The 23,406-nt window shown below is 71.5% G+C and carries 23 protein-coding genes; 7 read left to right on the forward strand and 16 right to left on the reverse strand.

Annotation, left to right across the window (positions count from 1 at the left end):
• Nucleotides 1–20: 20 nt before the first annotated feature.
• Nucleotides 21–1,313 carry a uracil-xanthine permease family protein gene (locus ACFO6S_RS04165; RefSeq protein ID WP_378414424.1) on the reverse strand — a complete coding sequence of 431 codons (1,293 nt, stop codon included), beginning with the start codon at nucleotides 1,311–1,313 and terminating at the stop codon, nucleotides 21–23.
• 11 nt (nucleotides 1,314–1,324) lie between these two features.
• Nucleotides 1,325–2,344: a PHP domain-containing protein gene (locus ACFO6S_RS04170; protein WP_378415213.1), complete on the reverse strand. Its 1,020-nt coding sequence runs from the start codon at nucleotides 2,342–2,344 to the stop codon at nucleotides 1,325–1,327.
• A gap of 452 nt (nucleotides 2,345–2,796) precedes the next feature.
• Here ACFO6S_RS04170 and ACFO6S_RS04175 point away from each other — a divergent pair, with 452 nt between their 5' ends.
• Together ACFO6S_RS04175 and ACFO6S_RS04180 are read left to right on the forward strand one after the other, a co-directional pair.
• A complete protein-coding gene (locus ACFO6S_RS04175; RefSeq protein ID WP_378415215.1) occupies nucleotides 2,797–3,894 on the forward strand; it encodes a PQQ-dependent sugar dehydrogenase in 1,098 nt (365 codons plus the stop codon).
• A gap of 122 nt (nucleotides 3,895–4,016) precedes the next feature.
• Nucleotides 4,017–4,499, forward strand: a complete 483-nt coding sequence (locus tag ACFO6S_RS04180) for an adenosine-specific kinase (RefSeq protein WP_378414425.1) — start codon at nucleotides 4,017–4,019, stop codon at nucleotides 4,497–4,499.
• Nucleotides 4,500–4,548: 49 nt separating this feature from the next.
• Here ACFO6S_RS04180 and ACFO6S_RS04185 read toward each other — a convergent pair whose 3' ends face one another.
• From ACFO6S_RS04185 to ACFO6S_RS04215, 7 genes are all read right to left on the reverse strand, one after another.
• The gene (locus tag ACFO6S_RS04185; RefSeq protein WP_378414426.1) at nucleotides 4,549–5,883 is read right to left on the reverse strand and encodes an alpha/beta hydrolase; all 1,335 of its coding nucleotides are present in this window, start codon (nucleotides 5,881–5,883) and stop codon (nucleotides 4,549–4,551) included.
• Between the two features lie 13 nt (nucleotides 5,884–5,896).
• Nucleotides 5,897–6,979, reverse strand: a complete 1,083-nt coding sequence (locus ACFO6S_RS04190; protein ID WP_378414427.1) for a hypothetical protein — start codon at nucleotides 6,977–6,979, stop codon at nucleotides 5,897–5,899.
• Between the two features lie 86 nt (nucleotides 6,980–7,065).
• Nucleotides 7,066–8,640 (reverse strand): GTPase HflX, encoded by a 1,575-nt coding sequence (gene hflX / locus ACFO6S_RS04195; protein WP_378414429.1) that lies wholly within the window; start codon nucleotides 8,638–8,640, stop codon nucleotides 7,066–7,068.
• Nucleotides 8,641–8,726: 86 nt separating this feature from the next.
• Nucleotides 8,727–9,611 (reverse strand): diaminopimelate epimerase, encoded by an 885-nt coding sequence (gene dapF / locus ACFO6S_RS04200; protein ID WP_378414431.1) that lies wholly within the window; start codon nucleotides 9,609–9,611, stop codon nucleotides 8,727–8,729.
• Between the two features lie 31 nt (nucleotides 9,612–9,642).
• The gene (locus ACFO6S_RS04205) at nucleotides 9,643–10,500 is read right to left on the reverse strand and encodes a TrmH family RNA methyltransferase (RefSeq protein WP_378414433.1); all 858 of its coding nucleotides are present in this window, start codon (nucleotides 10,498–10,500) and stop codon (nucleotides 9,643–9,645) included.
• Complete coding sequence (miaA, locus tag ACFO6S_RS04210; protein WP_378414434.1) at nucleotides 10,497–11,414, reverse strand: tRNA (adenosine(37)-N6)-dimethylallyltransferase MiaA; 918 nt, start codon at nucleotides 11,412–11,414, stop codon at nucleotides 10,497–10,499. The genes ACFO6S_RS04205 and miaA overlap by 4 nt, the downstream gene beginning before the upstream one ends.
• On the reverse strand, nucleotides 11,402–12,121 hold the full coding sequence (locus tag ACFO6S_RS04215; protein ID WP_378414436.1) for a class III extradiol ring-cleavage dioxygenase family protein: 720 nt from the start codon (nucleotides 12,119–12,121) through the stop codon (nucleotides 11,402–11,404). The genes miaA and ACFO6S_RS04215 overlap by 13 nt, the downstream gene beginning before the upstream one ends.
• 173 nt (nucleotides 12,122–12,294) lie before the next feature.
• Between ACFO6S_RS04215 and ACFO6S_RS04220 the strand changes: the two genes are divergently transcribed.
• Nucleotides 12,295–13,635, forward strand: a complete 1,341-nt coding sequence (locus ACFO6S_RS04220; RefSeq protein ID WP_378414437.1) for a DUF349 domain-containing protein — start codon at nucleotides 12,295–12,297, stop codon at nucleotides 13,633–13,635.
• 135 nt (nucleotides 13,636–13,770) lie between these two features.
• Here the strand turns inward: ACFO6S_RS04220 and ACFO6S_RS04225 are convergent, their stop codons facing one another.
• From ACFO6S_RS04225 to ACFO6S_RS04235, 3 genes are all read right to left on the reverse strand, one after another.
• On the reverse strand, nucleotides 13,771–14,343 hold the full coding sequence (locus tag ACFO6S_RS04225) for an Rv2732c family membrane protein (RefSeq protein WP_378414439.1): 573 nt from the start codon (nucleotides 14,341–14,343) through the stop codon (nucleotides 13,771–13,773).
• Complete coding sequence (miaB, locus tag ACFO6S_RS04230; RefSeq protein ID WP_378414441.1) at nucleotides 14,340–15,866, reverse strand: tRNA (N6-isopentenyl adenosine(37)-C2)-methylthiotransferase MiaB; 1,527 nt, start codon at nucleotides 15,864–15,866, stop codon at nucleotides 14,340–14,342. The genes ACFO6S_RS04225 and miaB overlap by 4 nt, the downstream gene beginning before the upstream one ends.
• A gap of 148 nt (nucleotides 15,867–16,014) precedes the next feature.
• Nucleotides 16,015–16,452: a group III truncated hemoglobin gene (locus ACFO6S_RS04235; protein ID WP_378414443.1), complete on the reverse strand. Its 438-nt coding sequence runs from the start codon at nucleotides 16,450–16,452 to the stop codon at nucleotides 16,015–16,017.
• Nucleotides 16,453–16,811: 359 nt separating this feature from the next.
• Between ACFO6S_RS04235 and ACFO6S_RS04240 the strand changes: the two genes are divergently transcribed.
• Genes ACFO6S_RS04240 through ACFO6S_RS04255 form a run of 4 tightly spaced genes read left to right on the forward strand, consistent with a single transcriptional unit; the run spans nucleotide 16,812 to nucleotide 20,012 of the window.
• A complete protein-coding gene (locus tag ACFO6S_RS04240) occupies nucleotides 16,812–17,540 on the forward strand; it encodes an amino acid ABC transporter ATP-binding protein (protein WP_378415217.1) in 729 nt (242 codons plus the stop codon).
• Between the two features lie 17 nt (nucleotides 17,541–17,557).
• Nucleotides 17,558–18,388, forward strand: coding sequence for a glutamate ABC transporter substrate-binding protein (locus ACFO6S_RS04245; protein WP_378414444.1), 831 nt, complete (start codon nucleotides 17,558–17,560; stop codon nucleotides 18,386–18,388).
• A gap of 26 nt (nucleotides 18,389–18,414) precedes the next feature.
• Nucleotides 18,415–19,101, forward strand: coding sequence for an amino acid ABC transporter permease (locus ACFO6S_RS04250; protein ID WP_378414446.1), 687 nt, complete (start codon nucleotides 18,415–18,417; stop codon nucleotides 19,099–19,101).
• A complete protein-coding gene (locus tag ACFO6S_RS04255; protein WP_378414448.1) occupies nucleotides 19,098–20,012 on the forward strand; it encodes an amino acid ABC transporter permease in 915 nt (304 codons plus the stop codon). Before ACFO6S_RS04250 ends, ACFO6S_RS04255 begins: the two co-directional genes overlap by 4 nt.
• An 83-nt stretch (nucleotides 20,013–20,095) precedes the next feature.
• Here ACFO6S_RS04255 and recX read toward each other — a convergent pair whose 3' ends face one another.
• The 4 genes from recX to ACFO6S_RS04275 form a co-directional block, all read right to left on the reverse strand.
• Nucleotides 20,096–20,656: a recombination regulator RecX gene (gene recX / locus ACFO6S_RS04260; protein WP_378414449.1), complete on the reverse strand. Its 561-nt coding sequence runs from the start codon at nucleotides 20,654–20,656 to the stop codon at nucleotides 20,096–20,098.
• A gap of 9 nt (nucleotides 20,657–20,665) precedes the next feature.
• Nucleotides 20,666–21,709, reverse strand: a complete 1,044-nt coding sequence (gene recA, locus ACFO6S_RS04265; protein ID WP_378414451.1) for a recombinase RecA — start codon at nucleotides 21,707–21,709, stop codon at nucleotides 20,666–20,668.
• Nucleotides 21,710–21,990: 281 nt separating this feature from the next.
• Nucleotides 21,991–22,185: a DUF3046 domain-containing protein gene (locus ACFO6S_RS04270; RefSeq protein WP_378414453.1), complete on the reverse strand. Its 195-nt coding sequence runs from the start codon at nucleotides 22,183–22,185 to the stop codon at nucleotides 21,991–21,993.
• Between the two features lie 9 nt (nucleotides 22,186–22,194).
• Nucleotides 22,195–23,379 carry a glycosyltransferase gene (locus ACFO6S_RS04275; protein ID WP_378414455.1) on the reverse strand — a complete coding sequence of 395 codons (1,185 nt, stop codon included), beginning with the start codon at nucleotides 23,377–23,379 and terminating at the stop codon, nucleotides 22,195–22,197.
• Nucleotides 23,380–23,406: the final 27 nt, after the last annotated feature.

The following is a 23,406-nucleotide window of genomic DNA, read 5'->3' on the forward strand; positions in this document are numbered from 1 at the left end:
ACGGCATTCCGGACGGTCGGCTACTTCCGCAGCCGGGCCAGCCCGCGCATCAGCGGGTAGCCGACCAGGATGCCGATCGAACCCCACGCGATGCCGCCGAGTTCGACGGAGCCGAGGCTGAGCGTGAGGTTGCCGATGCCGGCCACCAGCGCGGCGGCGACCACCGTCAGGTTCACCGGGTCGGTGAAGTCCACCTCGGCCTCCATCCAGATCCGCACCCCCAGGATGCCGATCAGGCCGTACAGCACCAGCGTGGCGCCACCGATCACCCCGTCCGGGACGGTGAAGACCAGCGCGCCAAACTTCGGCGAGAACGCCAGCACGATCGCGGTCGCCGCCGCGACCCAGTACGCGGCCGTCGAGTACACCCGGGTCGCGGCCATCACGCCGATGTTCTCCGCGTACGTGGTGGTGCCGGAACCGCCACCGGCGCCGGCGAGTGTGGTCGCCAGCCCGTCGGCGATCAGCGCGTTGCCGGCCATGTCGTCGAGCGACTTGCCCGTCATCGCGGACACGGCCTTGACGTGGCCGACGTTCTCGGCGATCAGCACGACCACCACCGGCAGCGCCAGTGCGATGACCGACCAGTCGAACGACGGCCCGCGCAGGTGCGGCACCCCGAACCAGGCGGCCTCGCGCAGCGCGTCGACCCGCTCGTCCGCGAGGCCGCCGGTGACCGCGGCGAACACCCAGCCGACGACCACGCCGACGAGGATGCCGAGGCGACCGAGCAGCCCCGGCCCGACCGCGGTGACCACCAGGATCGCCAGCAGGGTCACGAAGGCGATCAGCGGTTGCGCCTCGAACGAGCCGACCGCGGACGGTGCCAGGTTCAGGCCGATCAGCGCGACGACCGCGCCGGTGACCACCGGCGGCATCAGCGCGTCGAGGAACCGGGCGCCTGCCAGCTTGACCAGCACGCCGACCAGCATCAGCACCACGCCCACCGCGAGCACCGCGCCGAGCTGCGCGGCCTGTCCCTGCGCCGCCGACGCCGTCAGCGGCGCGATGAACGCGAACGACGACCCGAGGTAGCTGGGCACCCGGCCGCGGGTGATCAGCAGGAACAGCGCGGTGCCGATGCCGGAGAACAGCAGGGTGGTGGTGACGGGGAAGCCGGTGATCGTCGGGACCAGCAGCGTGGCACCGAACATGGCGATCACGTGCTGCATGCCGATACCCACGGTGCGCGGCCAGGTCAGCCGCTCGTGCGGGGCCACCACCTCGCCGTCGGTGATGTTCTTGCCGTCGCCGTGCAGCTGCCACCCGAATCCGGCCGGCCCGCGCGCGGCACCGTCGTCAGTCTTGGTCACAGTGACAAATTCTAGGCCGCCGGCGCCCGGGTCCAGGCCAGCAACTCCGCCGCGGACCAGGTGTTGACGATCCGCTCGGCGGGCACCCCGCTCGCCTGGGCCCGCTCGCACCCGTAGCCCTGGAAGTCGAGCTGGCCGGGCGCGTGCGCGTCGGTGTCGACGGCGAACAGGCAGCCGCGTTCGAGCGCCGTCGCGATCAGCCGGGCCGGCGGGTCGCGGCGCTCGGGCCGGCTGTTGATCTCCACCGCGGTGCCGAACCGCCGGCAGGCCTCGAAGACCACCTCCGCGTTGAACTTCGACTCCGGTCTGGTGCCGCGGGCGCCCTCGACGAGCCGGCCGGTGCAGTGCCCGAGCACGTCCACGTGCGGGTTGGCGACGGCGCGGACCATCCGCCGGGTCATCGCCTCGGGGTCCATCGACAGCTTGGAGTGCACGCTGGCGACCACCACGTCGAGCTCGGCGAGCAGCCCCTCCTCCTGGTCCAGCGTGCCGTCGTCGAGGATGTCGACCTCGATGCCGGTGAGGATGCGGAACGGAGCCAGCTCGGCGTTGAGTTCGGCGATCACCTCGAGCTGGCGACGCAACCGGTCCGCGGACAGCCCGTTGGCGACGGTGAGCCGGGGCGAGTGGTCGGTGAGCGCGCAGTACTCGTGCCCGATCAGTGCGGCCCGGCGCATCATCTCCTCGATGGGGCTGCCGCCGTCGGACCAGTCGGAGTGGGTGTGCAGGTCGCCGCGCAGGGCGGCCAGCAGCTGGCGGCCGCCGACCCCGATCTGACCGGCCTTCTCCTTGACCTCCGTCAGGTACCGCGGCACCCGGCCCGCGTACGCCTCCGCGATCACGGCGGCGGTCTTCGGCCCGATCCCGCTCAGCGCCGTCCAGGTCTCGGTGCGGCCCAACCGTTCTCGCTGTTCCACCGACAGCTCCGACACGATGTCCGCGGCCCGACGGTAGGCCTTGACCCGGTGCGTCTCGGCCCGCCCGCGTTCGAGCCAGTACGCGATCTCCCGCAGCGCCTCGACCGGGTCCATCACCTCATCCTGGGCCATCTCCCCCGGCTCGGCCACCCCTGCAGGACCTGCGCCACCCGCTCCCGCGCTCTCTGAGGGTCGGCGGCGTCGAGCGCCGCCGGTCACGGATGCTGGAGCTGTCCAACGATGGGATCGACCGATACGCCACGCAGCGGGGCAGCGGATCACCGGCCAAGTACCCCTCGCGAATCCACTCCAAGGCATCCACAGCTGAACCCATTCGATGTCGCGCACCTGGCGCGGCGCCCAGAGCGATCAACCCGAGGCACTGTTGGATTCGTCGGCGAGAACCGCGGTTCCGACGGGGCTGCGGCTGCCATGATCGAGAGGTGGCCCGACCGCACCTACCGTATTCACCCTTCACCCGACCGGATCCCGGCCCGGGCCGGGCCCGGCGGTACCGACACCGTTACCGGGGCCGGGCGGTGATCGCCCTCTGCTGTGCGGCCACGATGACGGCCTGCGGCGCGCCGCGTCCGGACGGTACGACATCCTTTCCTGCATTGGACGTGGTCACCGAGATCGACGGTCTCGACCATCCGTGGGACGTGGTGACCGCCCCGGACGGCACCCTGCTGACCGGTGAGCGATCCGGACGCTTCGTCGTCAAGCGACCGGGCGGCTCGGCCCGCGAAGTGGCGGCAGATCTGCCCGGCCTCGTCGTCGACCACGAACTCGGCCTGATGGGGATTGCCCTCGCCCCCGACTTCGACGCCACCCGCACCCTGTACTCGTGTCGCAGTCATGCGGCGGGCGAGGCCGCCGACATCCGGGTGCAGTCCTGGACTGTGGACGAGCACTGGACCGCACTGACCCCCACCGGCGTCCTGGTGTCCGGGCTGCCGCTGAGCAGTCGCGGCCGGCACGGCGGCTGCCGTCTCCTCCCGCTCCCGGACGGGACGCTCCTGATCGGCACCGGCGATGCCACCCAAGCGACGTCACCGCAGGATCCCGGCTCGCTCGGCGGCAAGGTGCTGCGGGTCGACGCCGCGACCGGGGCACCAGCCGAGGGCAACCCGTTCCCGGACAGCGCCGTCTACACCCTCGGACACCGCAACGTCCAGGGGCTGACGATCCGGCCGGGCACCGGGGAGTTCTACTCCGTCGAGCACGGCACGCACCGCGACGACGAGGTGAACCGGCTGGTCTCCGGTGGCAATTACGGATGGAACCCGGACGCAGGCGACGGCTCCTACGACGAGTCCGTGCCGATGACCGACCCGGACCGCGTACCCGGGGCGATCTCCGCGGTGTGGAGTTCGGGTCCGGCCACCATCGCCACCGCCAGCGGGACGTTCGTCACCGGCCCGGAGTGGGGCGAATGGGACGGGGCCCTGGCCGTCGGCGTCCTGAAGGGCCGCAAGGTGCTGTTCCTCCGTCTCGCACCCGACGGTCGCAGCGTGATCGCCGAAACCGCGCCACCCGAACTGGCCGACGCGTACGGCCGGATCCGCACGGTCGTCGCCCAACCCGATGGATCGCTCCTGGTGACCACCGACAACGGCGACGACGACAAGGTGCTGCGGGTGACGGCCTCGACCGACCGGTGAGGTCGGCATCGACCGTGATGGTGCGGCCGAGCAAGGTGGCGCAGTCGTTGCCGTCGTTGCCGAGCGAGGTGCAGACTGTCTTCGACGCCCCTGCCCGTAAGTAGGCATCCGAGGAGGCAATCGTGGAACTGCACACCGTGGCGATCGACAAGCCCGACGACATGAACGTCGTCGTGGGGCAGGCTCACTTCATCAAGACCGTCGAGGACCTGCACGAAGCACTGGCCGGCGTGAGTCCCCACCTCCGGTTCGGCGTGGCGTTCTGCGAAGCCTCCGGCCCTCGCCTCGTGCGCTGCTCCGGCAACGACGACCGCCTCGTCGAGTTGGCCACCCGCAACGCGCTCGCGGTCGGCGCGGGCCACTCCTTCATCGTGTTCGTCGAGGAAGGGTTTCCGGTGAACATCCTCAACACGCTGAAGCAGGTGCCGGAGGTGTGCGGCATCTTCTGCGCCACCGCCAACCCCGTCGAGATCATCGTGGCCGAGACGGAGCTCGGCCGGGGCATCGCCGGTGTGATCGACGGGCGCCCACCAACCGGCGTGGAGACGAGCGCCGATGTCGCCGACCGCAAGGCGCTACTCCGCACGATCGGTTACAAGCTCTAGATCTCCCCGCGCAAGCGTGGACCGCCCTCTGAACCCGCGGCGGCGCGGATCAGTCGGACGCCGCAAGCAGCCCGGTGCGCCGGGCCAGCCAGTCCAGCTCGCCGGCCAGGGCGGGCGCCCAGACCTGACCGCTGTGCCCGCCGGGCAGCTCGTAGTAGCGCGCGTCCAGACCGGCCGCGCGCGCGGCGGCGAACATGCGCTGCTGCTGGGGCCGGTACTCCTCGTCCTCGGCACCCGCCACGAACACGCCCGCCACGTCCGGCGACCCGCGCCGGGCCAGCACGTCCCGGGCGTTGACCGCGGCGAACGCCTCCTCGTTGCCGCCGAAGGTGGCCGCGACGGTACCGGGGTGATCGCCCAGCGACGGCTCGTCCTGGCCGGAGATGTCGAGGAAGGTCGGGTACACGTCGGGATGGTTGACGGACAGCTGGACCGAGCAGGTCCCGCCGTACGAGTAGCCGCCGATCGCCCGGGACCGCGGGTCCGTGTCGACCTGCAGGTTCTGTGCGATCCAGGCCGGCACGTCGGCGGCCAGGTAGGTGTCGACGTTGCCGAGCCGCGAGTCCAGGCACAGCGGCTCGGCGTCCTGGGCGCCGAGCGCGTCGGGCACCACCACCACCGGCGCGAGGCCGTCGTGCGCGGCGGCGAACGCCGTCAACGAGTCGGCCAGCCCGTTGCCGAGCCAGTCGTCCGGGCTGCCCGGGTTCCCCGCGACCAGCACCAGCACCGGCAGCAGGGCGCGCGGCGAGTCCAGGTAGGCCGGCGGCAGGTACACCAGCGCCGGCCGCGCCACGAACCCGGAGGCCGGACCCGGGATCACCACGTGGGTGAGGACGCCGTCCGCGGTCCGCCGCAACGGCGGTTGCCAGAACCGCGACGTCGGCCGCCCCGACTGGACCCGCAACTGCGGGCCCGGCACCGAGGCGAAGTCGACGTCGTGGGCGGTCTGCTGCGGCCGGTGCCCGGCGGCCGCGCCGAGCGTCGGGTATCGGCCGAGGTCGCGGTTGACGACGCCGACGGCGGACAGGCACACCGCGGCCGCGGCGAGCACCGCCACGGCCGCGCGCCGCGAGCGCGGGGCCCGGGCCAGCACGGCGACGGCCGCGAGGATCCCGAGCACGGCGGCGGCGACGGCGGCGCAGTCCCGGGCCGACAGCTGCAGCGGCAACGGCCGGTAGGCCGCCCACACCGTGGCGGCGATCCCGGCGGTGCCCACGACCGCGGCGGCCGCGACCACCGCCAGCGCCCGCGGTCGCATCCGGCCGAGTGCGGCCAGCAGTCCGAGCACGCCCAGCGCACCCACCGCCAGCATCGCGAGCAGCGCCCATCGGCCGGTCACCGACAGGTGCGACGCCGTGGACAACAGGTGGTGGGCGGGCTGCATCGGGTCAGCGCGGTTACGCGTCCCGGCGGGACCGGAACCACAGCGCCCCGGCGCCGAGCGCGACGGCGCCGACACCGGCCGCGACCGCCACCACCGGCCCCGACGCGCCCGAGTCGGCCTGCGCCGCGACCGCCACCGGGGGCGGCGACGCGGGGAGGTCGACCAGCCCGGTCGCGCCGCGCAGGATCTGGACCGGCGGCAGCGGGCCGCCGTTCGCCTCGGAGGCGCTGAGCAGGTCGCCGTCCGGGGTGAAGGCGATGGCCTCGCCCTGCGGCTGGTTCGGCATCGGGACCCGCACCGGCGTCGCGCCGGTCAGCGCGGCCGCGATGTCGCCGTCCGGCGCCGGGTAAAGGTAGACGTCGGTGTACGTGCGCACCGCGACGACCCGGCCGTCGGCGCTGACCGCGCCGCCGGTGACCAGGATCGACCCCGCGACCGGCATCGGGCTGCCGGGGGTGTCGGTGGGCGCGTAGGCGACCTGCCCGACGCGCTGCAGCGGCGCCGGGCCCGCGCCGAGCTGGTCCAGCGTCGCGCCGCCGGCCGGCCGGTAGATGCCGCTGGCCGCGAGGACCTCCTTGGTGACGATCACCGGTCGGCCGTCGCGTCCGACCAGCAGTGTCTCCGCGTCGTGCGGGCCGTCCGGGTAGGTGAGCAGGTGCATCGAGCCGGACCCTGTGACGGGGTCCAGGTCGGTCAGCGACACCTGCTGGCGGACCTTGCCGTTGTCGCCGGTGTCCGAGAGCCAGAGCCGGCCGCCGGACATGGCCATGTCCTCGACGTCGAACGGGGTCGGCGGCACCGCCACCGTGCCGGTGACCCGGCAGTCGTCGTCGAGCACCCACACCTCGTCGTCGGTGCCGCTGTCCCCGATCGCGTACATCCTGTCCCCGGTGGAGACGAGTCCGGAGATCTCCGCCAGCCCGGGATCGGTTGGGGTGCAGAGCGTCTCGAAACGAGCATCGGACACCTGCGAGCCGGTCGAGGAACCGGCGGAGCCGGTGGAACCGCCGGAGCCCGGCGCGGCCCCGGCCGGGGCCGCGGTCACCACGGCGGACCCGACCACCGCCAGCGCGAGCACCACCAGCCGGCTACGCATCGGCGCGCCCGGCTGATCCGGCCGCGGTGCCCGCGGCGTCGAGACAGGCAACAGCGCCCGGTTCCGTCATGTCGATTCCCGTCCGGTCAGGCGCTGTGTCGGTACTCCTGGAGTGCGGAGGCCAGCGCCTCCGGCACCCTCGCGCGCACCAGTGTGCCCTCCGGCTCGTGCGAGGACCCGAGAATGCGCCCATCGGCGTGGATTCGGGCCATCAGGTCGCCGCGGGTGTACGGGACCAGGGCGGTCAGCTCCACCTCCGGCGACTTCACGCTCTCCGCGAGCGTCTCGCGCAGCTCCGCGATGCCCTCCCCGGTGCGCGCGGAGACGAACACCGCGCCGGGCAGCAGGGCCCGCAACTGGGTCAGCGTGACCGGGTCCGCGGCGTCGATCTTGTTGACCACCAACAGTTCCGGCGGCGCCGGGGCGTCGGTCTCGCGCAGCACCCCGGTGATCACCTCGCGCACCGCCTTGATCTGCTCGGTCGGCAACGGGTCGGACCCGTCGACGACGTGCACCAGCAGGTCCGCGTCGGTGACCTCCTCGAGGGTCGAGCGGAACGCCTCGACCAGCTGGGTGGGCAGGTGCCGAACGAAGCCGACGGTGTCGGTGAGCACGTACTGCCGGCCGTCCTCGAACTCCGCCTTGCGGGTGGTCGGGTCGAGGGTGGCGAACAGCGCGTTCTCGACCAGCACGCCGGCCCCGGTGAGCGAGTTGAGCAGGCTGGACTTGCCGGCGTTGGTGTAGCCCACGATCGCGACCGACGGCACCTCGCTGCGCAGCCGCTGCGTGCGCTTGGTGTCGCGGGCGCCCTTCATCTCCTTGATCTCGCGACGCAGCTTGGCCATCCGCTCGCGGATCCGGCGCCGGTCGGTCTCGATCTTCGTCTCACCCGGTCCGCGCGTTCCCACGCCGCCGTCCTTGCCGGCGCGGCCGCCTGCCTGCCGGGACATCGACTCACCCCAGCCGCGCAGCCGCGGCATCATGTACTGCATCTGGGCCAGCGCGACCTGCGCCTTGCCCTCGCTGGAGGTGGCGTGCTGGGCGAAGATGTCGAGGATCAGTGCGGTGCGGTCGATGACCTTGACCTTCACCACCTTCTCCAGCGCGTTGAGCTGGGCCGGCGTCAACTCGCCGTCGGCGATGACGGTGTCGGCGCCGGTCGCCAGCACCACCTCGCGCAGTTCGTTGGCCTTGCCCGAGCCGATGTAGGTGGCGGCGTCGGGCTTGTCGCGGCGCTGCACCAGCCCCTCGAGCACCTCGGAGCCGGCAGTCTCCGCGAGTGCCGCCAGCTCGGTCATGCTGGCCTCGGCCTGGGCGGCGGTCCCGCTCGTCCAGACACCGACGAGCACCACCCGTTCCAGGCGCAGCTGCCGGTACTCGACCTCGGTGACGTCGGTGAGCTCGGTGGACAGTCCGCGGACGCGGCGCAGCGCGGCGCGGTCGTCGAGCTGCATCTCGCCCACCGACGGGTCGTGCCCGGTCGAATCGGTGTCGTGGCCGTGCGCGGCACGCTCGCGCGCACGGGGTGTCTCGTGCGCACCGTCGGTGTCGTGCACACCGTCTGCCTCGTGCGCGGTGTCGGTGTCGGTCTCGTGCGCGGCGTCGTCAGGGCCGTAGCCGTCGCCGTCGAAGGCGTTCGTCACTTCGTCTGTGTTTGTCATACAGGCACCATGGTCCCACGACCGACCGACTCGGCGCATCCGCATTACTGCGCGCCGGGACCGGCCGGGTCGGAGGCGAGGCGAAGCTACCGGGCCGGGGCCGTGTCCAGCGCCGCCCACCACGCGTCGTCGACCTGCCCGGACGCGACCAGTACGGACGGTCCGCGCAGCTGCGCGACGCCGTCCCGGATCGTCACCCGCACCTCACCGCCGAGCACCCGCACCCGCACCTCGCCGTCGGCACGGTCGGCGGCGCGCAGGGCCGCCGCGGCGGCCGCGACGGTCCCGGTACCGCACGACCGGGTCTCGCCGACGCCCCGCTCGAAGACCCGCATGTCCACCGCGCCGTCCACCAGCGGGGTGAGGACCTCCACGTTCACTCCGTGCGGGAACAGGTCCCGGTCGAACGTGGGGGCCGCGGTCAGGTCCAGGGCGGCCAGCTGCGCCGCGGTGAGCGTCTCCGACACGCACGCCAGGTGCGGGTTGCCGACGTCGATGCCCAGCCCGGTCCAGTCCAGTCCGGCCAGGGTGGCCGTCGAGGTGCCCAGCTCACGCACCTCGCCCATCCCGACGGTGACCTCACCGGTCGTAGCGTCGCAGTGGTGCACGGTCACCGGTCGGGCACCGGCCCGGCTGCCGACCACGAACTCGTCGGTGCTCGCCAGTCCGGAGGCGCGCAGGTAGTGCGCGAACACCCGGACGCCGTTGCCGCACATCTCGGCGATCGAGCCGTCGGCGTTGCGGTAGTCCATGAACCAGTCGTCGTCGCCGACCCCGGACGGCGCGGCGTCGAGCACCCCGGCCGCGACCAGCGCCCCGGTGCGCGCCACCCGCAGCACCCCGTCACCGCCGATGCCGGCGCGGCGGTCGCACAGCGCGGCGACCCGGTCGGCCCGCAGGTCCAGGCGTACGTCCGGGTCCGGCAGCACCACGAAGTCGTTCTCGGTGCCGTGGCCCTTGCTGAAATCCATGTCGGTCACTCTACCGAGCACGGCGCGGCGGTCACATCCGCTGCCGGGCCACCTCGTAGAGGCACACGGCGCCGGCCGACGGCGCGCCGAGCGAGCTGGCCGCCCCGCCGATCGGGATGCTGACGGTGGCGTCGCAGGCCTGCCGCCAGCCGGCGCTCATGCCGCGGGTCTCGTTGCCCACCACCAGGATCGTGCCGACGGTGAAGTCGTGCCCGAAGATCGGCACGTCGCCGTGCTCGTCGGTCCCGACGATGCGCAGCTCCACCCCGGCGGCGCGCTGACGGTCCCGGAAGGCCAGCACCTCGCTCGCGTCGGCCGCGGCGTAGACGGGCACCGCGAACAGCGACCCGGTGGAGGCGCGCACGCACTGCGGGTCGAAGGGGTCCGCGGCGTGCCCGGTGACGATCACCGCGTCCGCGCCGAAGGCGTCCGCCGAGCGGACCAGGGTGCCCAGGTTGCCGGGCGAGGTGGGCCGGTCGAATACCACCAGCAGCGGCGCGGCAGGCCCGGACTGCGACAGGGTCAACCCGCCGAGGCCGCGCTGGCGGGTCTTGGCGACCGCGATCAGCTCCGGGTCGCTGTCCGCCTTCTCCCCCAGTTCCCGCATGAGTTCGCCGCTGACGCCGACCTTCTCGTGCCGCCACTCCTCGAGCACCCCGCGGGCCCAGGCCGACAGCGGCGGGCCGTCGAGCCGGTAGAGCAGGGTCTCGGCCGGCCAGTCGTGTTCGACGGCGAGGGTCAGCGGGCGCACACCCTGGATCAGGAACCGTGCGGCCTTGGTCCGCTTGGCCCGGGTGCTCAGGTAGGACTGCCACTGCTGGAACCGGGCGTTGCGCACGGTGACCTTGGGGTCGCTGCTCGGCGTCGGGCGGGTGGTCTTCTTGGTCACGGGTTCTCCACAATCGTCAGGGCCAGCGAGGTCAGGTTGTCGTCGGCGGCGTCGAGCCAGTGCACCCGCGAGTCGCGCCGGAACCAGGACCGCTGCCGGCGCACGTACCGGCGGGTGCCGATGAGTGTCCGCTCGTGCGCCTCGTCCAGGTCGTACTCGCCGTCCAGCGCCGCGAGCACCTGCGCGTAGCCGATGGCCCGGGAGGCGGTGACGCCCTCCCGCAGGCCGACGTCGAGCAGCGCGCGGACCTCCTCGACGAGGCCGCCGTCGAACATCGCCCTGGTGCGGCGGGCGATCCGCTCGTCGAGCTCGGCGGTGTCCCGGTCGACGCCCAGGATCACCGTGCCCCAGCGCGGCTCCCCGATGGTGGGTGCGGACGCGGCGAACGGCAGCCCGGTCAGCTCGACCACCTCGAGCGCCCGCACCATCCGGCGCCCGTCGGTCGGCAGGATCGTCGCGGCGGCCTGCGGGTCGGCGCGGGTCAGTTCGGCGTGGAGCGCGGCGACGCCGCGTTCGGCGAGCACCGTCTCCCACTTGGCCCGCACCCGCGGATCGGTGGCCGGGAAGGACCAGTCGTCGAGCAGCGACTGGACGTACATCATCGAACCGCCGACGATGACGGGCACCGCGCCGCGGGCGGCGATGGCCTCGACGTCCGCGCGGGCGGCGCGCTGGTAGTTGGCCACCGTCGCCGTCTCGGTCACCTCCAGCACGTCGAGCTGGTGGTGCACGATGCCGCGACGCTCCTCGACCGGCAGCTTCGCGGTGCCGATGTCCATGCCGCGGTACTGCTGCATGGCGTCGATGTTGACGATCTCGCCGCCGAGCCGCTCGGCCAGGTCGAGGCCGAGGTCGGACTTGCCGGTGGCGGTCGGCCCGACCACCGCGATCGGACGCACCGTCACAGCTCCCACGTCCCGACGTGGTAGCCGACGCCGTAGGGCGCGCCCTGGTAGTCGGTGCGGCAGCGCGGGGCGTCGTCGCCGAACAGCCCGGCGAGCACCTGCCAGGCGGCGCGGCCCTCGATGCCGAGGTCCGCGCAGGCCACCGGGTCCAGCTGCCGGAGGAACTCGAGGTTGCCCGCGGTCAGCGCCGCATCCAGTTCGCGCTGCACCTCGGGCGCGCGGTCGTCGAACGCGCCGGGCGCCTTGGCGGTGAGCGTGGTGGCGCCGTCGCCGACCACCAGGACGCCGTGCGGTTCCGCGGTGGCGTCGAGCCGGGACCGCAGCGCCGCTCCGACGTCGGCGCAGTAGACGGGCGAGGTGTCGGCGGCCAGCACGATCGCGTCGGCGACCACGGTCGGGTCCGCCTGGGCCCGCAACCAGCCCGCGACCAGCACCGCCAGTGGGACGGCGGGGGCAGGCGACGCCGTCGGATCCGCCCCGCCCAGCTGCACCCGCACGTCGGCGCCGAAGCCGGCGAAGGTACCCAGCGTGTCCGGGCCGTACTCCGCCTCGGTGCCGCCCACGCCGAGCACCGTCCAGCGCCGCGCCCGGGCGGCGAGGTGCTGCGCGGCCGCGACGCTGGCGGCCCGCAGGTCCGCCGTCTCGGTCGCGGCGCCACCGGCCAACTCGGGTATCAGCAGGGGCGGGGCGGAGACGAGAGCTGCGGCGGTGAACACACTGGGTCACGGTAGTCGACCCCGGAATCCACGTTCTGGGGGTCTGAGCTGTTTCAATGGTCCTGACTGCTCGTTCCGGGTTGAATGGAACCCGCACACGCCGGATCCACACGGACACCGGCGGGTGAAGGACGAGGCACGGCAGCCGTGACGCGCGGCAGAGATGAGGAACCATGACCGACAGCAGCGCACCCAAGCCCGGCGCCCCGAAGCCGGGCACACCCAGGCCCGGGGCCCCGAAACCGGGCGCCGGACGGCCGGGCCCCGCGGTCGCGCACGCGCCGTCGGTGGCCCCGCCCAGTGATCCCAGCCTGTTCGGACGGGTCGACGAGGACGGCACCGCCTGGGTCAAGACCCCGGACGGCGAACGCCAGATCGGTTCCTGGCAGGCCGGTGACGCCGCGGAGGGCCTGGCACACTTCGGCCGCCGCTACGACGACATGGCCACCGAGGTGGCGCTGCTCGAGGCCCGGCTGAGCTCCGGCGCGGGCGACGCGAAGAAGACCCGGGCCGCCGCCGTCGCACTGTCGGAGTCGCTGCCCACCGCCGCGGTGATCGGCGACCTCACCACCCTCGCCACCAGGCTCGACGCGGTGATCGCGGGTTCCGAGAAGGCCGCCGTCGCGGCCAAGGCGGAGCGCGAGCACGAGCGCGAGGAGCACACGCACCGCAAGGAGGAGCTCGCCGTCGAGGCCGAGCAGATCGGCGCGGAGTCCACCCAGTGGAAGGTCGCCGGCGACCGGCTGCGGGAGATCCTCGACGAGTGGAAGACCATCCGCGGGGTGGACCGCAAGGTCGACGACGCCCTGTGGAAGCGCTACTCGAAGGCCCGCGAGGCGTTCAACCGCCGCCGCGGCGCCCACTTCGCGGAACTCGACCGCGACCGGGCGTCCGCGAAGTCCCACAAGGAGGAGCTGGTCGAGCGCGCCGAGGCGTTGTCCGACTCCACCGACTGGGGCCCGACCGCGAGCGCCTTCCGGGACCTGCTGGCCGAGTGGAAGGCCGCAGGCCGGGCACCCCGCGACGCCGACGACGCGCTGTGGAAGCGTTTCAAGGGCGCGCAGGACGTGTTCTTCGCGGCCCGGAACGCGGCCGCCTCCGAGCGGGACGCGGAGTTCGAGGAGAACGCCGTCGCCAAGGAGGCGCTGCTGCGCGAGACCGGGAAGATCGATCCCGCGCAGGACCTCGAGGCCGCCCGGACCGCCCTGCGCAACCTGCAGGAGAAGTGGGACGAGATCGGCAAGGTGCCGCGCGAGCGCATGCACGACCTCGAGGGCAAGCTGCGCGCCATCGAGAAGACCGTGCACGACGCGGTCGACTCGCAGTGGCGCCGGACCGACCCCGAGGCGATGGCCCGCGCCGCGCAGTTCCGCGAGCGGGTCGCGCAGTTCGAGGAGCAGGCCGCGAAGGCGACCGCCGCCGGCAAGACCAAGGACGCCGAGAAGGCGCTCGCCCAGGCGCAGCAGTGGCGCGAGTGGGCCGACGCGGCCGAGGGCGCGGTCAACGAGCGCTGACGCTCGTCTCCCGGTCCGCGCGGGCACACCTTCCTTCGGAGGGTGTGCCCGCGCCGCGTCGGGGGGTGGAACGCGGAACCCCGGGCCGGCAGTGCCGGGCCCGGGGTTCCGATCGAGCAGAGGTGGGGACGCCGGTCAGGCGTCGTCGCCCCAGATGGACCGTCGCTCGGCCTCGGCGGTCTGCTCACGGCGCGCCTGCTCGGCGGCCAGCTGAACCGAGGTCCGGGTCCAGACCACGCGGATCCAGTGGAAGGTCAGCACCATCACGGTGATCCAACCGATCACCAGGCCGATGCCGGGGCCGCCACCCGTGGAGGTGGGGTCCAGCGTCTGCCGGGACCAGATCGCCAGCATGCCGAACACGCTGGAGACGGCGGTGCCGGCCAGCGCGATCCACGCGATCGCCCAGCGTCGGGTCACCAGGGCCAGCATGCCGGCGACCACGCCGAAGACCAGCGCCAACCAGACGAAGATCCGCGACGGCAACGCGATCGACTCGGCCAGCGCCGCGTCGTTGCCGACCAGCACGTCCCAGCCGGTGGCCGAGCCGGTGTGCGGGAGGGTGAAGCTCAGCAGCAACACCAGCACACCGACGGCGACGACGACCGCGCGCATGCCCGGATCGATCTCGGAGGTGACCTTCCGCTCGGCCGCCTCGATGTCCTTGCGGATGTGTTCGATGGGATCCTCGTGCTTGTCCTTGATCATGCTCCACATCCCGTTGCGGTCGGCAGCGGCGCGGGCGCGCCGATCTGCGGTAGTCCCAGTCCCACCCCGATGGGTGGGGTCTTCGGCGTGATGCCGCGTTCGTGCGAGTCGCCGGCCCGGGTGCGTCGATGGCTGAGCACCGGGCCGTCCGCGATCAGGTGGTGCGGCGCCGCGCCGGTCACCACGGTGGTGACGACGTCGCCGGGGCGGACGGCGCCCTCGGCGGCCAGTGCGCCCTCCGGACGGAAGTGCACCAGCCGGCCGTCGCGGGCCCGACCGCTCATCCGGTGGGTGGCCGCGTCCTTGCGGCCCTCACCGGCCGCGACCAGCAGCTCCACCTCGACCCCGAGCAGCTTCTGGTTCTCCTCGAGGGTGATCTGGTCCTGGAGCGCGATCAGCCGCTCGTAGCGCTCCTGCACGACCGCCTTGGGCAGCTGACCGTCCATCTCCGCGGCGGGGGTGCCCGGGCGCTTGGAGTACTGGAAGGTGAACGCGCTGGTGAAGCGGGCCTTGCGGACCACGTCCAGGGTCTCGAGGAAGTCCTCCTCGGTCTCGCCGGGGAAGCCGACGATGATGTCGGTGGTGATCGCGGCGTGCGGCATCGCGGTGCGGACCTTGTCGATGATGCCGAGGAAGCGCGCCTTGCGGTAGGAGCGGCGCATCGCCTTGAGCACCCGGTCGGAGCCGGACTGCAACGGCATGTGCAGCTGCGGGCAGACGTTGGGGGTGCTCGCCATCGCCTCGATCACGTCGTCGGTGAACTCGGCGGGGTGCGGGGAGGTGAAGCGCACCCGCTCGAGGCCGTCGATGTTCCCGCAGGCGGTGAGCAGCGCCGCGAAGGCGCCTCGGTCGCGCGGGGCCTCGGGATCGGCGAAGGAGACGCCGTAGGAGTTCACGTTCTGGCCGAGCAGGGTGACCTCGAGGACGCCCTCGTCGACCAGTGCCTGCACCTCGGCGAGGATGTCGCCCGGTCGGCGGTCCACCTCCTTGCCGCGCAGCGCAGGCACGATGCAGAACGTGCAGGTGTTGTTGCAGCCCACCGAGATCGACACCCAGCCGGCGTACGCGGACTCCCGCTTCGCGGGGAGGGTGGAGGGAAACGCCTCGAGCGACTCGAGGATCTCGACCTCTGCCTGCTGGTTGTGCCGGGCGCGCTCGAGCAGCGTCGGCAGCGACCCGATGTTGTGGGTGCCGAAGACCACGTCCACCCACGGCGCCTTCTTGACGACGGTGTCGCGGTCCTTCTGCGCGAGGCAGCCCCCGACCGCGATCTGCATCCCGGGATGCGAGTCCTTGGTCGGGCGGAGCATCCCGAGGGTGCCGTAGAGCTTGTTGTCGGCGTTCTCGCGGACCGCGCAGGTGTTGAAGACCAGCAGGTCGGGCTGCGCGCCGGGCGCGGCCCGGGTGTATCCGGCGTCCTCGAGCAGACCCGACAGCCGCTCCGAGTCGTGCACGTTCATCTGACAGCCGAAGGTGCGCACCTCGTAGCTGCGGTGGCCCAATTGAGTCTCTTCATCCTGCATTGCTGACACATCTCAGCGTATCTCACGACCCCGTGTGACCCCGCATACGTCCTGGTAGAGCCCGCGAGCGCGATCGGACCGGGGTCACCGCCCGGACGGGCGGGGTGCCGAACCCCCAGCCAACACCCGTGGCGAGGCTCGGGCCGCACTACCGCGCGCGCATCACCGGCAGCTGGGCCGCCCCTGCCCGCACCGCCTCCGCCGCTGCGCTCGGGAGACCGAGGAGCCGACGGTTCATGGCCGCCGCGATCCCGGCGCCCTGCGCCTTGGCCCGGTCGGCTCGCGGCCCGGCGTACATCGCGTCGACGGTCTCGTGCCACAGCGACAGCCAGCGCTCGAAGTGCTCGGTACCGAGTGGATGGCGGTCCCGGACCCGCTCGTGTACCCGCAACGCGCTGCCCCGGTAGAGCCCGGCCCCGAACAGGACGGTCTCCCAGAAGTCGCACATCACCGGCAGGTGCGACTCGAGGCCCTGCTCCCGGACCTCGTTGAACGGCACCGCGAGTAGGTCGTCGACCAGCGCCCGGCCGTAGAAGCGACGCAACAGCACCTCGATGTCGGTGCGGGTCTCGATGTCCGCCGCCACGGCACTGACCTCCTGGGGCTGGGCCGGCGGAGGCCGGCGTGGGCAATCACGGACACCACCATCGTCGCCCGCCGCCCGACCCCCCGCGCCGGACTGTGCCCTCTCTCACTCACCGGGCGCCCGCTCGGCGGGCGCGTCCGCCCCGACCCCGACAAGCTCGGCCGGCCGCTCACGGTGGCGGACGCCGAAATCCGGGTCGGCCCGTGGGGCAATCCACGCCATGGTGTGGCCGAGATCTCTTCGCAATGACCACCGCGGCGATCCCATTTAGCGTATGAGGCGCCGAGCGCATAAAGTCTGCACCCATGACGCATGCGGGTGAATCCGGGACCACGACGTCGGCGACCGTCCCCGCCACCATGATCTCGATGAAGTCCGTCGAAAAGCACTACGGCGAACTGCACGTGCTGCGGGACATCAACCTCGAGGTACCGGCCGGCCAGGTCGTGATGGTGCTCGGCCCCTCCGGTTCCGGCAAGTCCACCCTGTGCCGGACGATCAACCGGCTCGAGCCGATCGACTCCGGCACCATCACGATCGACGGCAAGGCCCTGCCCGCCGAGGGCAAGGCGCTCGCCGCGCTGCGCGCCGACGTCGGCATGGTCTTCCAGTCCTTCAACCTCTTCGCGCACAAGACGATCCTCGAGAACGTCATGCTCGCGCCGATGAAGGTGCGCAAGAAGTCGAAGGCGGACTCGAAGGCTCGCGCCCTGGAACTGCTCGAGCGGGTCGGCATCGCCAACCAGGCGGACAAGTACCCGGCGCAGCTCTCCGGCGGGCAGCAGCAGCGCGTCGCGATCGCCCGGGCGCTGGCGATGAACCCGAAGGTCATGCTCTTCGACGAGCCGACCTCGGCGCTGGACCCGGAGATGGTCAACGAGGTACTCGACGTGATGGTCGGGCTCGCCAAGGAGGGCATGACCATGCTCGTGGTGACCCACGAGATGGGCTTCGCCCGCAAGGCCGCCGACCGGATCATCTTCATGGCGGACGGTGTCGTTGTCGAGGACAGCACCCCGGACGACTTCTTCACCGCACCGAAATCGGACCGTGCCAAGGACTTCCTCGGCAAGATCCTCGGGCACTGAGCGACAGGGCATCGACGGTGAAACTTCGCAAGACCACTTCCGCGGTGGCGCTGCTCCTCGCGGCCATCGTGACGCTGACCGCGTGCGGCAGCAGTGAACCGCGTGACGTCCTGGCGGACGCGGCAGACGGCCACCTGGTCATCGGCACCAAGTTCGACCAGCCCGGTCTGGCCGTCCGCGAGCCAGACAAGACGATGACCGGGTTCGACATCGACGTCGCGACCTACATCGCCAACTACCTGGGCGTGCCGGCCGACGGCATCACCTGGAAAGAAGCCCCGTCGGGGCAACGCGAGACGCTGATCAAGAACGGCGAGGTCGACTACGTCGTCGGCACGTACTCGATCACCGACAACCGCAAGAAGGTCGTCGACTTCGCCGGGCCGTACTACATCGCCGGCCAGTCCCTGCTGGTCCGTGCGGACGACGACTCCATCACCGGACCCGAGTCGCTGGAAGGCGGCAAGAAGCTCTGTTCGGTGGCGGGTTCGACGCCGGCCCAGAAGATCAAGAAGTCCTACCCGGGCGTGCAGCTGCAGCAGTTCGACAGCTACTCCTCGTGCGTGGAGGCGCTGCACCGCGGCAAGGTCGACGCCCTGACCACCGACGACATCATCCTCGCGGGTTTCGCCGCCCAGTACCCGGGCGAGTTCAAGCTCGCGGGCGAGCCGTTCACCACCGAGCTGTACGGGGTGGGCCTGCCCAAGGGCGACACCGCGGCCAGGTCGAAGATCAACGACGCGATCGAGGACATGATCGCCACCGGCGCCTGGCAGGCCGCGTGGGAGAAGGCCCTCAGCGATTCGGGCCTCCCGCTACCGCCGCCGCCCGCCGTCGACCGCTACTGAGACCAGCTACCTACAGGAGGTGAACTATGGAACGACTGCTCGACACCTACGGCGATCAGTTGATCAGCGCATTCTGGACGACGATCCAGCTCACGTTCTGGTCCACGATCGGCTCACTCATCTGGGGAACCCTGCTGGCGTCGATGCGGGTCGCGCCCGTACCGATCCTTCGGGTGTTCGCCACCTGGTACGTCAACATCGTCCGCAACACCCCGCTCACCCTGATCGTGGTGTTCGCCTCGATCGGGCTGTACCAGAACCTGGGTGTATCGTTCGCCCCGGAGCACGCTCCGACCTTCATCGACGACAACAACTTCCGGCTGGCCGTGCTCGCCTTCACCGTCTACACCTCGGCATTCGTGTGTGAGTCGCTGCGGTCGGGCATCAACACCGTGCCGGTCGGACAGGCGGAGGCGGCGCGATCGCTCGGCCTCACGTTCACCCAGGGCATCCGGTTGATCGTGCTCCCCCAGGCCTTCCGGGCGGTTGTCGCGCCGCTCGGCAGTGTGCTGATCGCGCTGACCAAGAACACCACCATCGCGTCGGCGATCGGTGTCGCCGAGGCATCACTGTTGATGAAGACGATGATCGAGAACGAGGCGGATCAGTTGTTCGTGGTGTTCGCAATCTTCGCCATCGGGTTCATGGTGCTGACCCTGCCGGTCGGGTTCCTGTTCGGCTATCTCGGTAAGCGACTGGCGGTAATGCGATGAGCGAGACCAGCGTCCTGTTCGACCTACCCGGGCCCCGCGCCCGGATCCGGAACCGGATCATCGCGATCGCCTTCGGGCTCGTCCTGATCGTGGTCACGAGCTACGTGATCAAGATCCTCGCGGCCAACGGGCAGTTCGAGTCCGACAAGTGGTCGCCGTTCCTGGACCGCTTCACCTGGACCACCTACCTGCTGCCGGGCCTGAAGGGCACCCTGGTCGCGGCTTCGATCTCGATCGTGTTCGCGCTGATCCTCGGCGCCGTGCTCGGCATCGGCCGACTCTCCGACCACCGGTGGGTGCGGTGGATCTCCGGGGCGTTCGTCGAGTTCTTCCGGTCGATCCCGGTGCTCATCCTGATGATCTTCGCCTACCAGGCCTTCGCCCAGTACGGCGTGTTCCCGTCGGGCCAGCTCGCGCTGGCGGCGGTGGTCGTCGGCCTGACCCTCTACAACGGGTCGGTCATCGCGGAGATCCTCCGCGCCGGCATCCACTCGCTGCCGAAGGGACAGACCGAGGCGGCCGTCTCGATGGGCATGCGCAAGGGCCAGATGATGCGGCTGGTGCTGTTGCCGCAGGCGATCACCTCGATGCTGCCGGCCCTGGTCTCGCAGATGGTCGTGGCGCTGAAGGACTCCGCGCTCGGCTACCAGATCGGCTACGTCGAGCTCATCCGCAGCGGGCAGCAGTCGGCCTCGTACTACCGCAACTTCTTCGCGGCCCTGGTCGTGGTCGGCGTGATCATGATCGTGATCAACTTCGCGTTGTCCTCCTTCGCCACCTGGCTCGAGAAGCGCCTGCGGACCGGGCGGGCCGGCGGACGTCCGCCGATCGCGCCGCTGGACACCGACCTGATCGACGGCGCACCGGGCATCGACGACGTCATGGACTTCACGGGCAAGCGGCCCGACTGACCGGAACCGGGTCCGGTCAGCCCGACCCGACAGCGACACCAGAATGACCCCGGCGGGTCTCGGAATTCCGAGACCCGCCGGGGTCATTCTGCGGACAGGTCGTCGGTGTCCGAGCCCGCCCGTGCCAGCTCGGCCTTGACCACCTCGAACGCCATGCCCTGCTGGTACCCGCGGCGCGCGAGCATCGACACCAGCCGGCGCACCACCTTGTCTCGTTCGCTGCTGCGGCCCCCGGGTCCGTCCACCGGGAAGTCCAGCGACGCGGTGCGCAGCTTGCGCCGGACGAGCTCGGTCGCCCGCTCACGCTCGTCCTCGCCGTCGATCTGGTCGAGGGCCACCGCGGCGAGCTCCGGGGCCACCCCCTTGGTGCGCAGCTCCGTCGCCAACGCCCGCTTGCCTTTGCCGGAGTAGACGTGCCGGGACCGCACCCACTGCTCGGCGAAGGCCGCGTCGTCGACCAGGCCCACCACGGTGAGCCGGTCGAGGACCCGATTGACGACGGCCTCGTCGTAGCCCCGGTCGATGAGCTTGTTGAACAGTTCCGCGCGACTGCGCGACCGGTCCGTCAGGAGGCGCAGGCAGGCGTCCTTGGCCTGCACCTCCTGCTGAGCCGGCGGCGCGGTCACCGGGTCACGGGGACGCATCGGACGGACCTAGAAGTCGGCGGCGTCCGCGGCCGGGTCGGTCGCCGTCACGTCGGCGCCCAGGCCCAGCTTCTCCTTGATCTTCTTCTCGATCTCGTCCCGGATGTCGGTGTTCTCCAGCAGGAACTTGCGGGCGTTCTCCTTGCCCTGGCCCAGCTGGTCGCCCTCGTAGGTGAACCACGAACCCGACTTCCGGATGAACCCGTGCTCGACACCCATGTCGATCAGCGAGCCCTCCTTGCTGATCCCGTGACCGTAGAGGATGTCGAACTCGGCCTGCTTGAACGGCGGCGCCACCTTGTTCTTGACCACCTTGACGCGGGTCCGGTTGCCGACCGCGTCGCCGCCGTCCTTGAGCGTCTCGATCCGACGGATGTCCATCCGCACCGAGGCGTAGAACTTCAGCGCCTTACCGCCGGTGGTGGTCTCCGGCGAACCGAACATCACACCGATCTTCTCGCGGAGCTGGTTGATGAAGATGACGGTGGTGCCGGAGTTGTTCATGGCGCCGGTGATCTTGCGCAGTGCCTGGCTCATCAGCCGGGCCTGCAGACCGACGTGGCTGTCGCCCATCTCGCCCTCGATCTCGGCACGGGGTACCAGTGCGGCCACCGAGTCGATCACCAGGATGTCGAGCGCACCGGACCGGATCAGCATGTCCGTGATCTCCAGGGCCTGCTCACCGGTGTCCGGCTGCGAGACCAGCAGCGCATCGGTGTCGACGCCCAGCTTGGCGGCGTAGTCCGGGTCGAGCGCGTGCTCGGCGTCGATGAAGGCCGCGATGCCACCGTTGGCCTGGGCATTGGCGACCGCGTGCAGCGCCACCGTCGTCTTACCGGAGGACTCCGGGCCGTAGATCTCCACGACGCGGCCGCGGGGCAGACCACCGATACCCAGCGCGATGTCCAACGCGATGGAGCCGGTGGGGATTACCGCGATGGGCTGGCGGGCCTCCTCGCCCAGGCGCATCACCGAACCCTTGCCGAAGTTCTTGTCGATCTGCGCCAGCGCGAGCTCGAGCGCCTTGTCGCGATCGTGTGCCTGAGGTGCCATCGGGTTCTCCTTAGTTCAGCGTCTCGTCCAGCGGTCCGGTCCGTGCTTGCAGGTCCCGGGCTCGTCGGCGGTGTGTTTCCTGATGGGCGTTACGTTAGAGCGGGGTACCGACAAGTCGTCTCCGCAGACCGTTCCTGCCGCCACTTCAGCGGGTCCCGCGAGGTCTTCTGCGAGTCCGGCGTGGGGGACGCGAGGTCACCGGACAGCACACCTCCAGCATAAGGGAACGTCTGTTCGAGTCATCTGTCGAGCCGTCCGGCGCGCCGTCGACCGGGGTTCGACTACCAGCGCGAACGCGGCACGTCGAACTCGGCGCACAGCGCCCGCCAGACCTCCTTCGGATCCTGTCCGGCCTCGATCGCCTGCGCGGCCGTCATCCCGCCCATGCCGATCAGGACGTGGTCCACCAGCATCGATTCGCCGTACAGCCGGCCGAACTCGCCGTGTACCAGTTCGTTGAACTCGGTCAGTCTCACGCCACCACGCTATCGCCCGGCTGTGCCACTCCCCGCGGCGCCACTGACCCCCGCGGCGGCCAGGCACACCGCCACCGGGTCCGCGACCTCGGACAGCCCGTCCGCGGCGCGCCCCGCCGCCGCGGCGAAGCCGGGATCGTCGAGCACCCGCAGCACCGACTCGCGGAGGGACTGCGCGGTGAGCGGGCGAACGACCACCGCGCTCCCCTGCCTGGCCGCCCGGTTGGCCAGTTCCCACTGGTCACCGCCGCCCGGCACCGCGGCCACCGGAACCCCGGCCATCAGCGCCTTGGCCAGCATGCCGTGACCAGCGCCGCACACCACGACCGAGGCCTGACCGAGCATCACGTCCTGACGCCCGAGCCCCGCCCGGGCCCAGGACGGCAGGTCGGCAGGCGGGGCGTCGAGCATCGAAGCCACCACCCGCACCCCGGCACCGTCGAGCCCGGCCAGGGCCGTCTCGAGCATCCCCTCGGCCCCGGTGAACGCGGTCGACGGCGCGATCATCACCAACGGGTCGTCTCCGGGCGGGGGGTCGAGCAGTTCCGCCGTCGGCTCCCACAACAGCGGTCCCACCACGTGTGTGTTCTCCGGCCAGTCCGGCCGCGGCACCTCCAGCGCAGGCAGGGTCGCGATCAACCGGGCGACCGGGCCCGGGTCCAGGGCCGGCAACCCGACGCTCACCCGGGCCGCCGAGCGCTGCCTCAGCCCCTGCCGGATCGACCGCCCGGTGGCCGCGCGCATCAGCACGTCCCGGGCCCGGCCGCGCAGGCCCTCGCCCGGCGCCAGCCCGCTGCCGATCGGCGGCAGACCCTTCGACGCCGAGTAGAGCGGGTGCGGGGACAGCTCCACCCAGGGCACGTCGAGCCGCTCGGCGGCGATCCCGCCGCCGGCGGTGAGGATGTCGGAGACCACCAGGTCGGGCAGCATCGCGCTCAGGTCCGGCAGCAGTTCGGTGGAGATGTACGCGGCCCGCGAATGGATCCGCTGACCGGCATCCATGTCATCGTCCTCCGGGCGTGGGGCCAGCCCCTTGAGCTTGCGCGCGGTGATCCCCACCGCACGCGCCTGCTCGAGCCAGCGGTCCCCGGTGAACAGCACCGGATCATGGCCCGCGGCAAGCATTTTCAGGCACAAGGCGATGGCGGGGATGGCATGGCCGGCGTCGGGCCCGGCGACAACGGCAACTCGCATCCGCCCAGGGTGCCACAGTGCCCGGGG

This window comes from Rhodococcus kronopolitis, from assembly GCF_042654025.1.
In the GTDB taxonomy this organism is placed as follows: Bacteria; Actinomycetota; Actinomycetes; order Mycobacteriales; family Mycobacteriaceae; genus Rhodococcus_G; species Rhodococcus_G kronopolitis.

Coding starts and splice junctions, on each gene's coding strand:
- ACFO6S_RS04170 (WP_378415213.1), bottom strand. CDS start 2,344: ATGGACCCGGTCGAGGCGCTGCGGGAGATCGCGTACTGGCTCGAACGC.
- ACFO6S_RS04175 (WP_378415215.1), top strand. CDS start 2,797: ATGACGGCCTGCGGCGCGCCGCGTCCGGACGGTACGACATCCTTTCCT.
- ACFO6S_RS04185 (WP_378414426.1), bottom strand. CDS start 5,883: ATGCAGCCCGCCCACCACCTGTTGTCCACGGCGTCGCACCTGTCGGTG.
- ACFO6S_RS04190 (WP_378414427.1), bottom strand. CDS start 6,979: ATGCGTAGCCGGCTGGTGGTGCTCGCGCTGGCGGTGGTCGGGTCCGCC.
- hflX (WP_378414429.1), bottom strand. CDS start 8,640: ATGACAAACACAGACGAAGTGACGAACGCCTTCGACGGCGACGGCTAC.
- dapF (WP_378414431.1), bottom strand. CDS start 9,611: ATGGATTTCAGCAAGGGCCACGGCACCGAGAACGACTTCGTGGTGCTG.
- ACFO6S_RS04220 (WP_378414437.1), top strand. CDS start 12,295: ATGACCGACAGCAGCGCACCCAAGCCCGGCGCCCCGAAGCCGGGCACA.
- ACFO6S_RS04225 (WP_378414439.1), bottom strand. CDS start 14,343: ATGATCAAGGACAAGCACGAGGATCCCATCGAACACATCCGCAAGGAC.
- miaB (WP_378414441.1), bottom strand. CDS start 15,866: ATGCAGGATGAAGAGACTCAATTGGGCCACCGCAGCTACGAGGTGCGC.
- ACFO6S_RS04240 (WP_378415217.1), top strand. CDS start 16,812: ATGATCTCGATGAAGTCCGTCGAAAAGCACTACGGCGAACTGCACGTG.
- ACFO6S_RS04250 (WP_378414446.1), top strand. CDS start 18,415: ATGGAACGACTGCTCGACACCTACGGCGATCAGTTGATCAGCGCATTC.
- ACFO6S_RS04255 (WP_378414448.1), top strand. CDS start 19,098: ATGAGCGAGACCAGCGTCCTGTTCGACCTACCCGGGCCCCGCGCCCGG.
- recX (WP_378414449.1), bottom strand. CDS start 20,656: ATGCGTCCCCGTGACCCGGTGACCGCGCCGCCGGCTCAGCAGGAGGTG.
- recA (WP_378414451.1), bottom strand. CDS start 21,709: ATGGCACCTCAGGCACACGATCGCGACAAGGCGCTCGAGCTCGCGCTG.
- ACFO6S_RS04275 (WP_378414455.1), bottom strand. CDS start 23,379: ATGCGAGTTGCCGTTGTCGCCGGGCCCGACGCCGGCCATGCCATCCCC.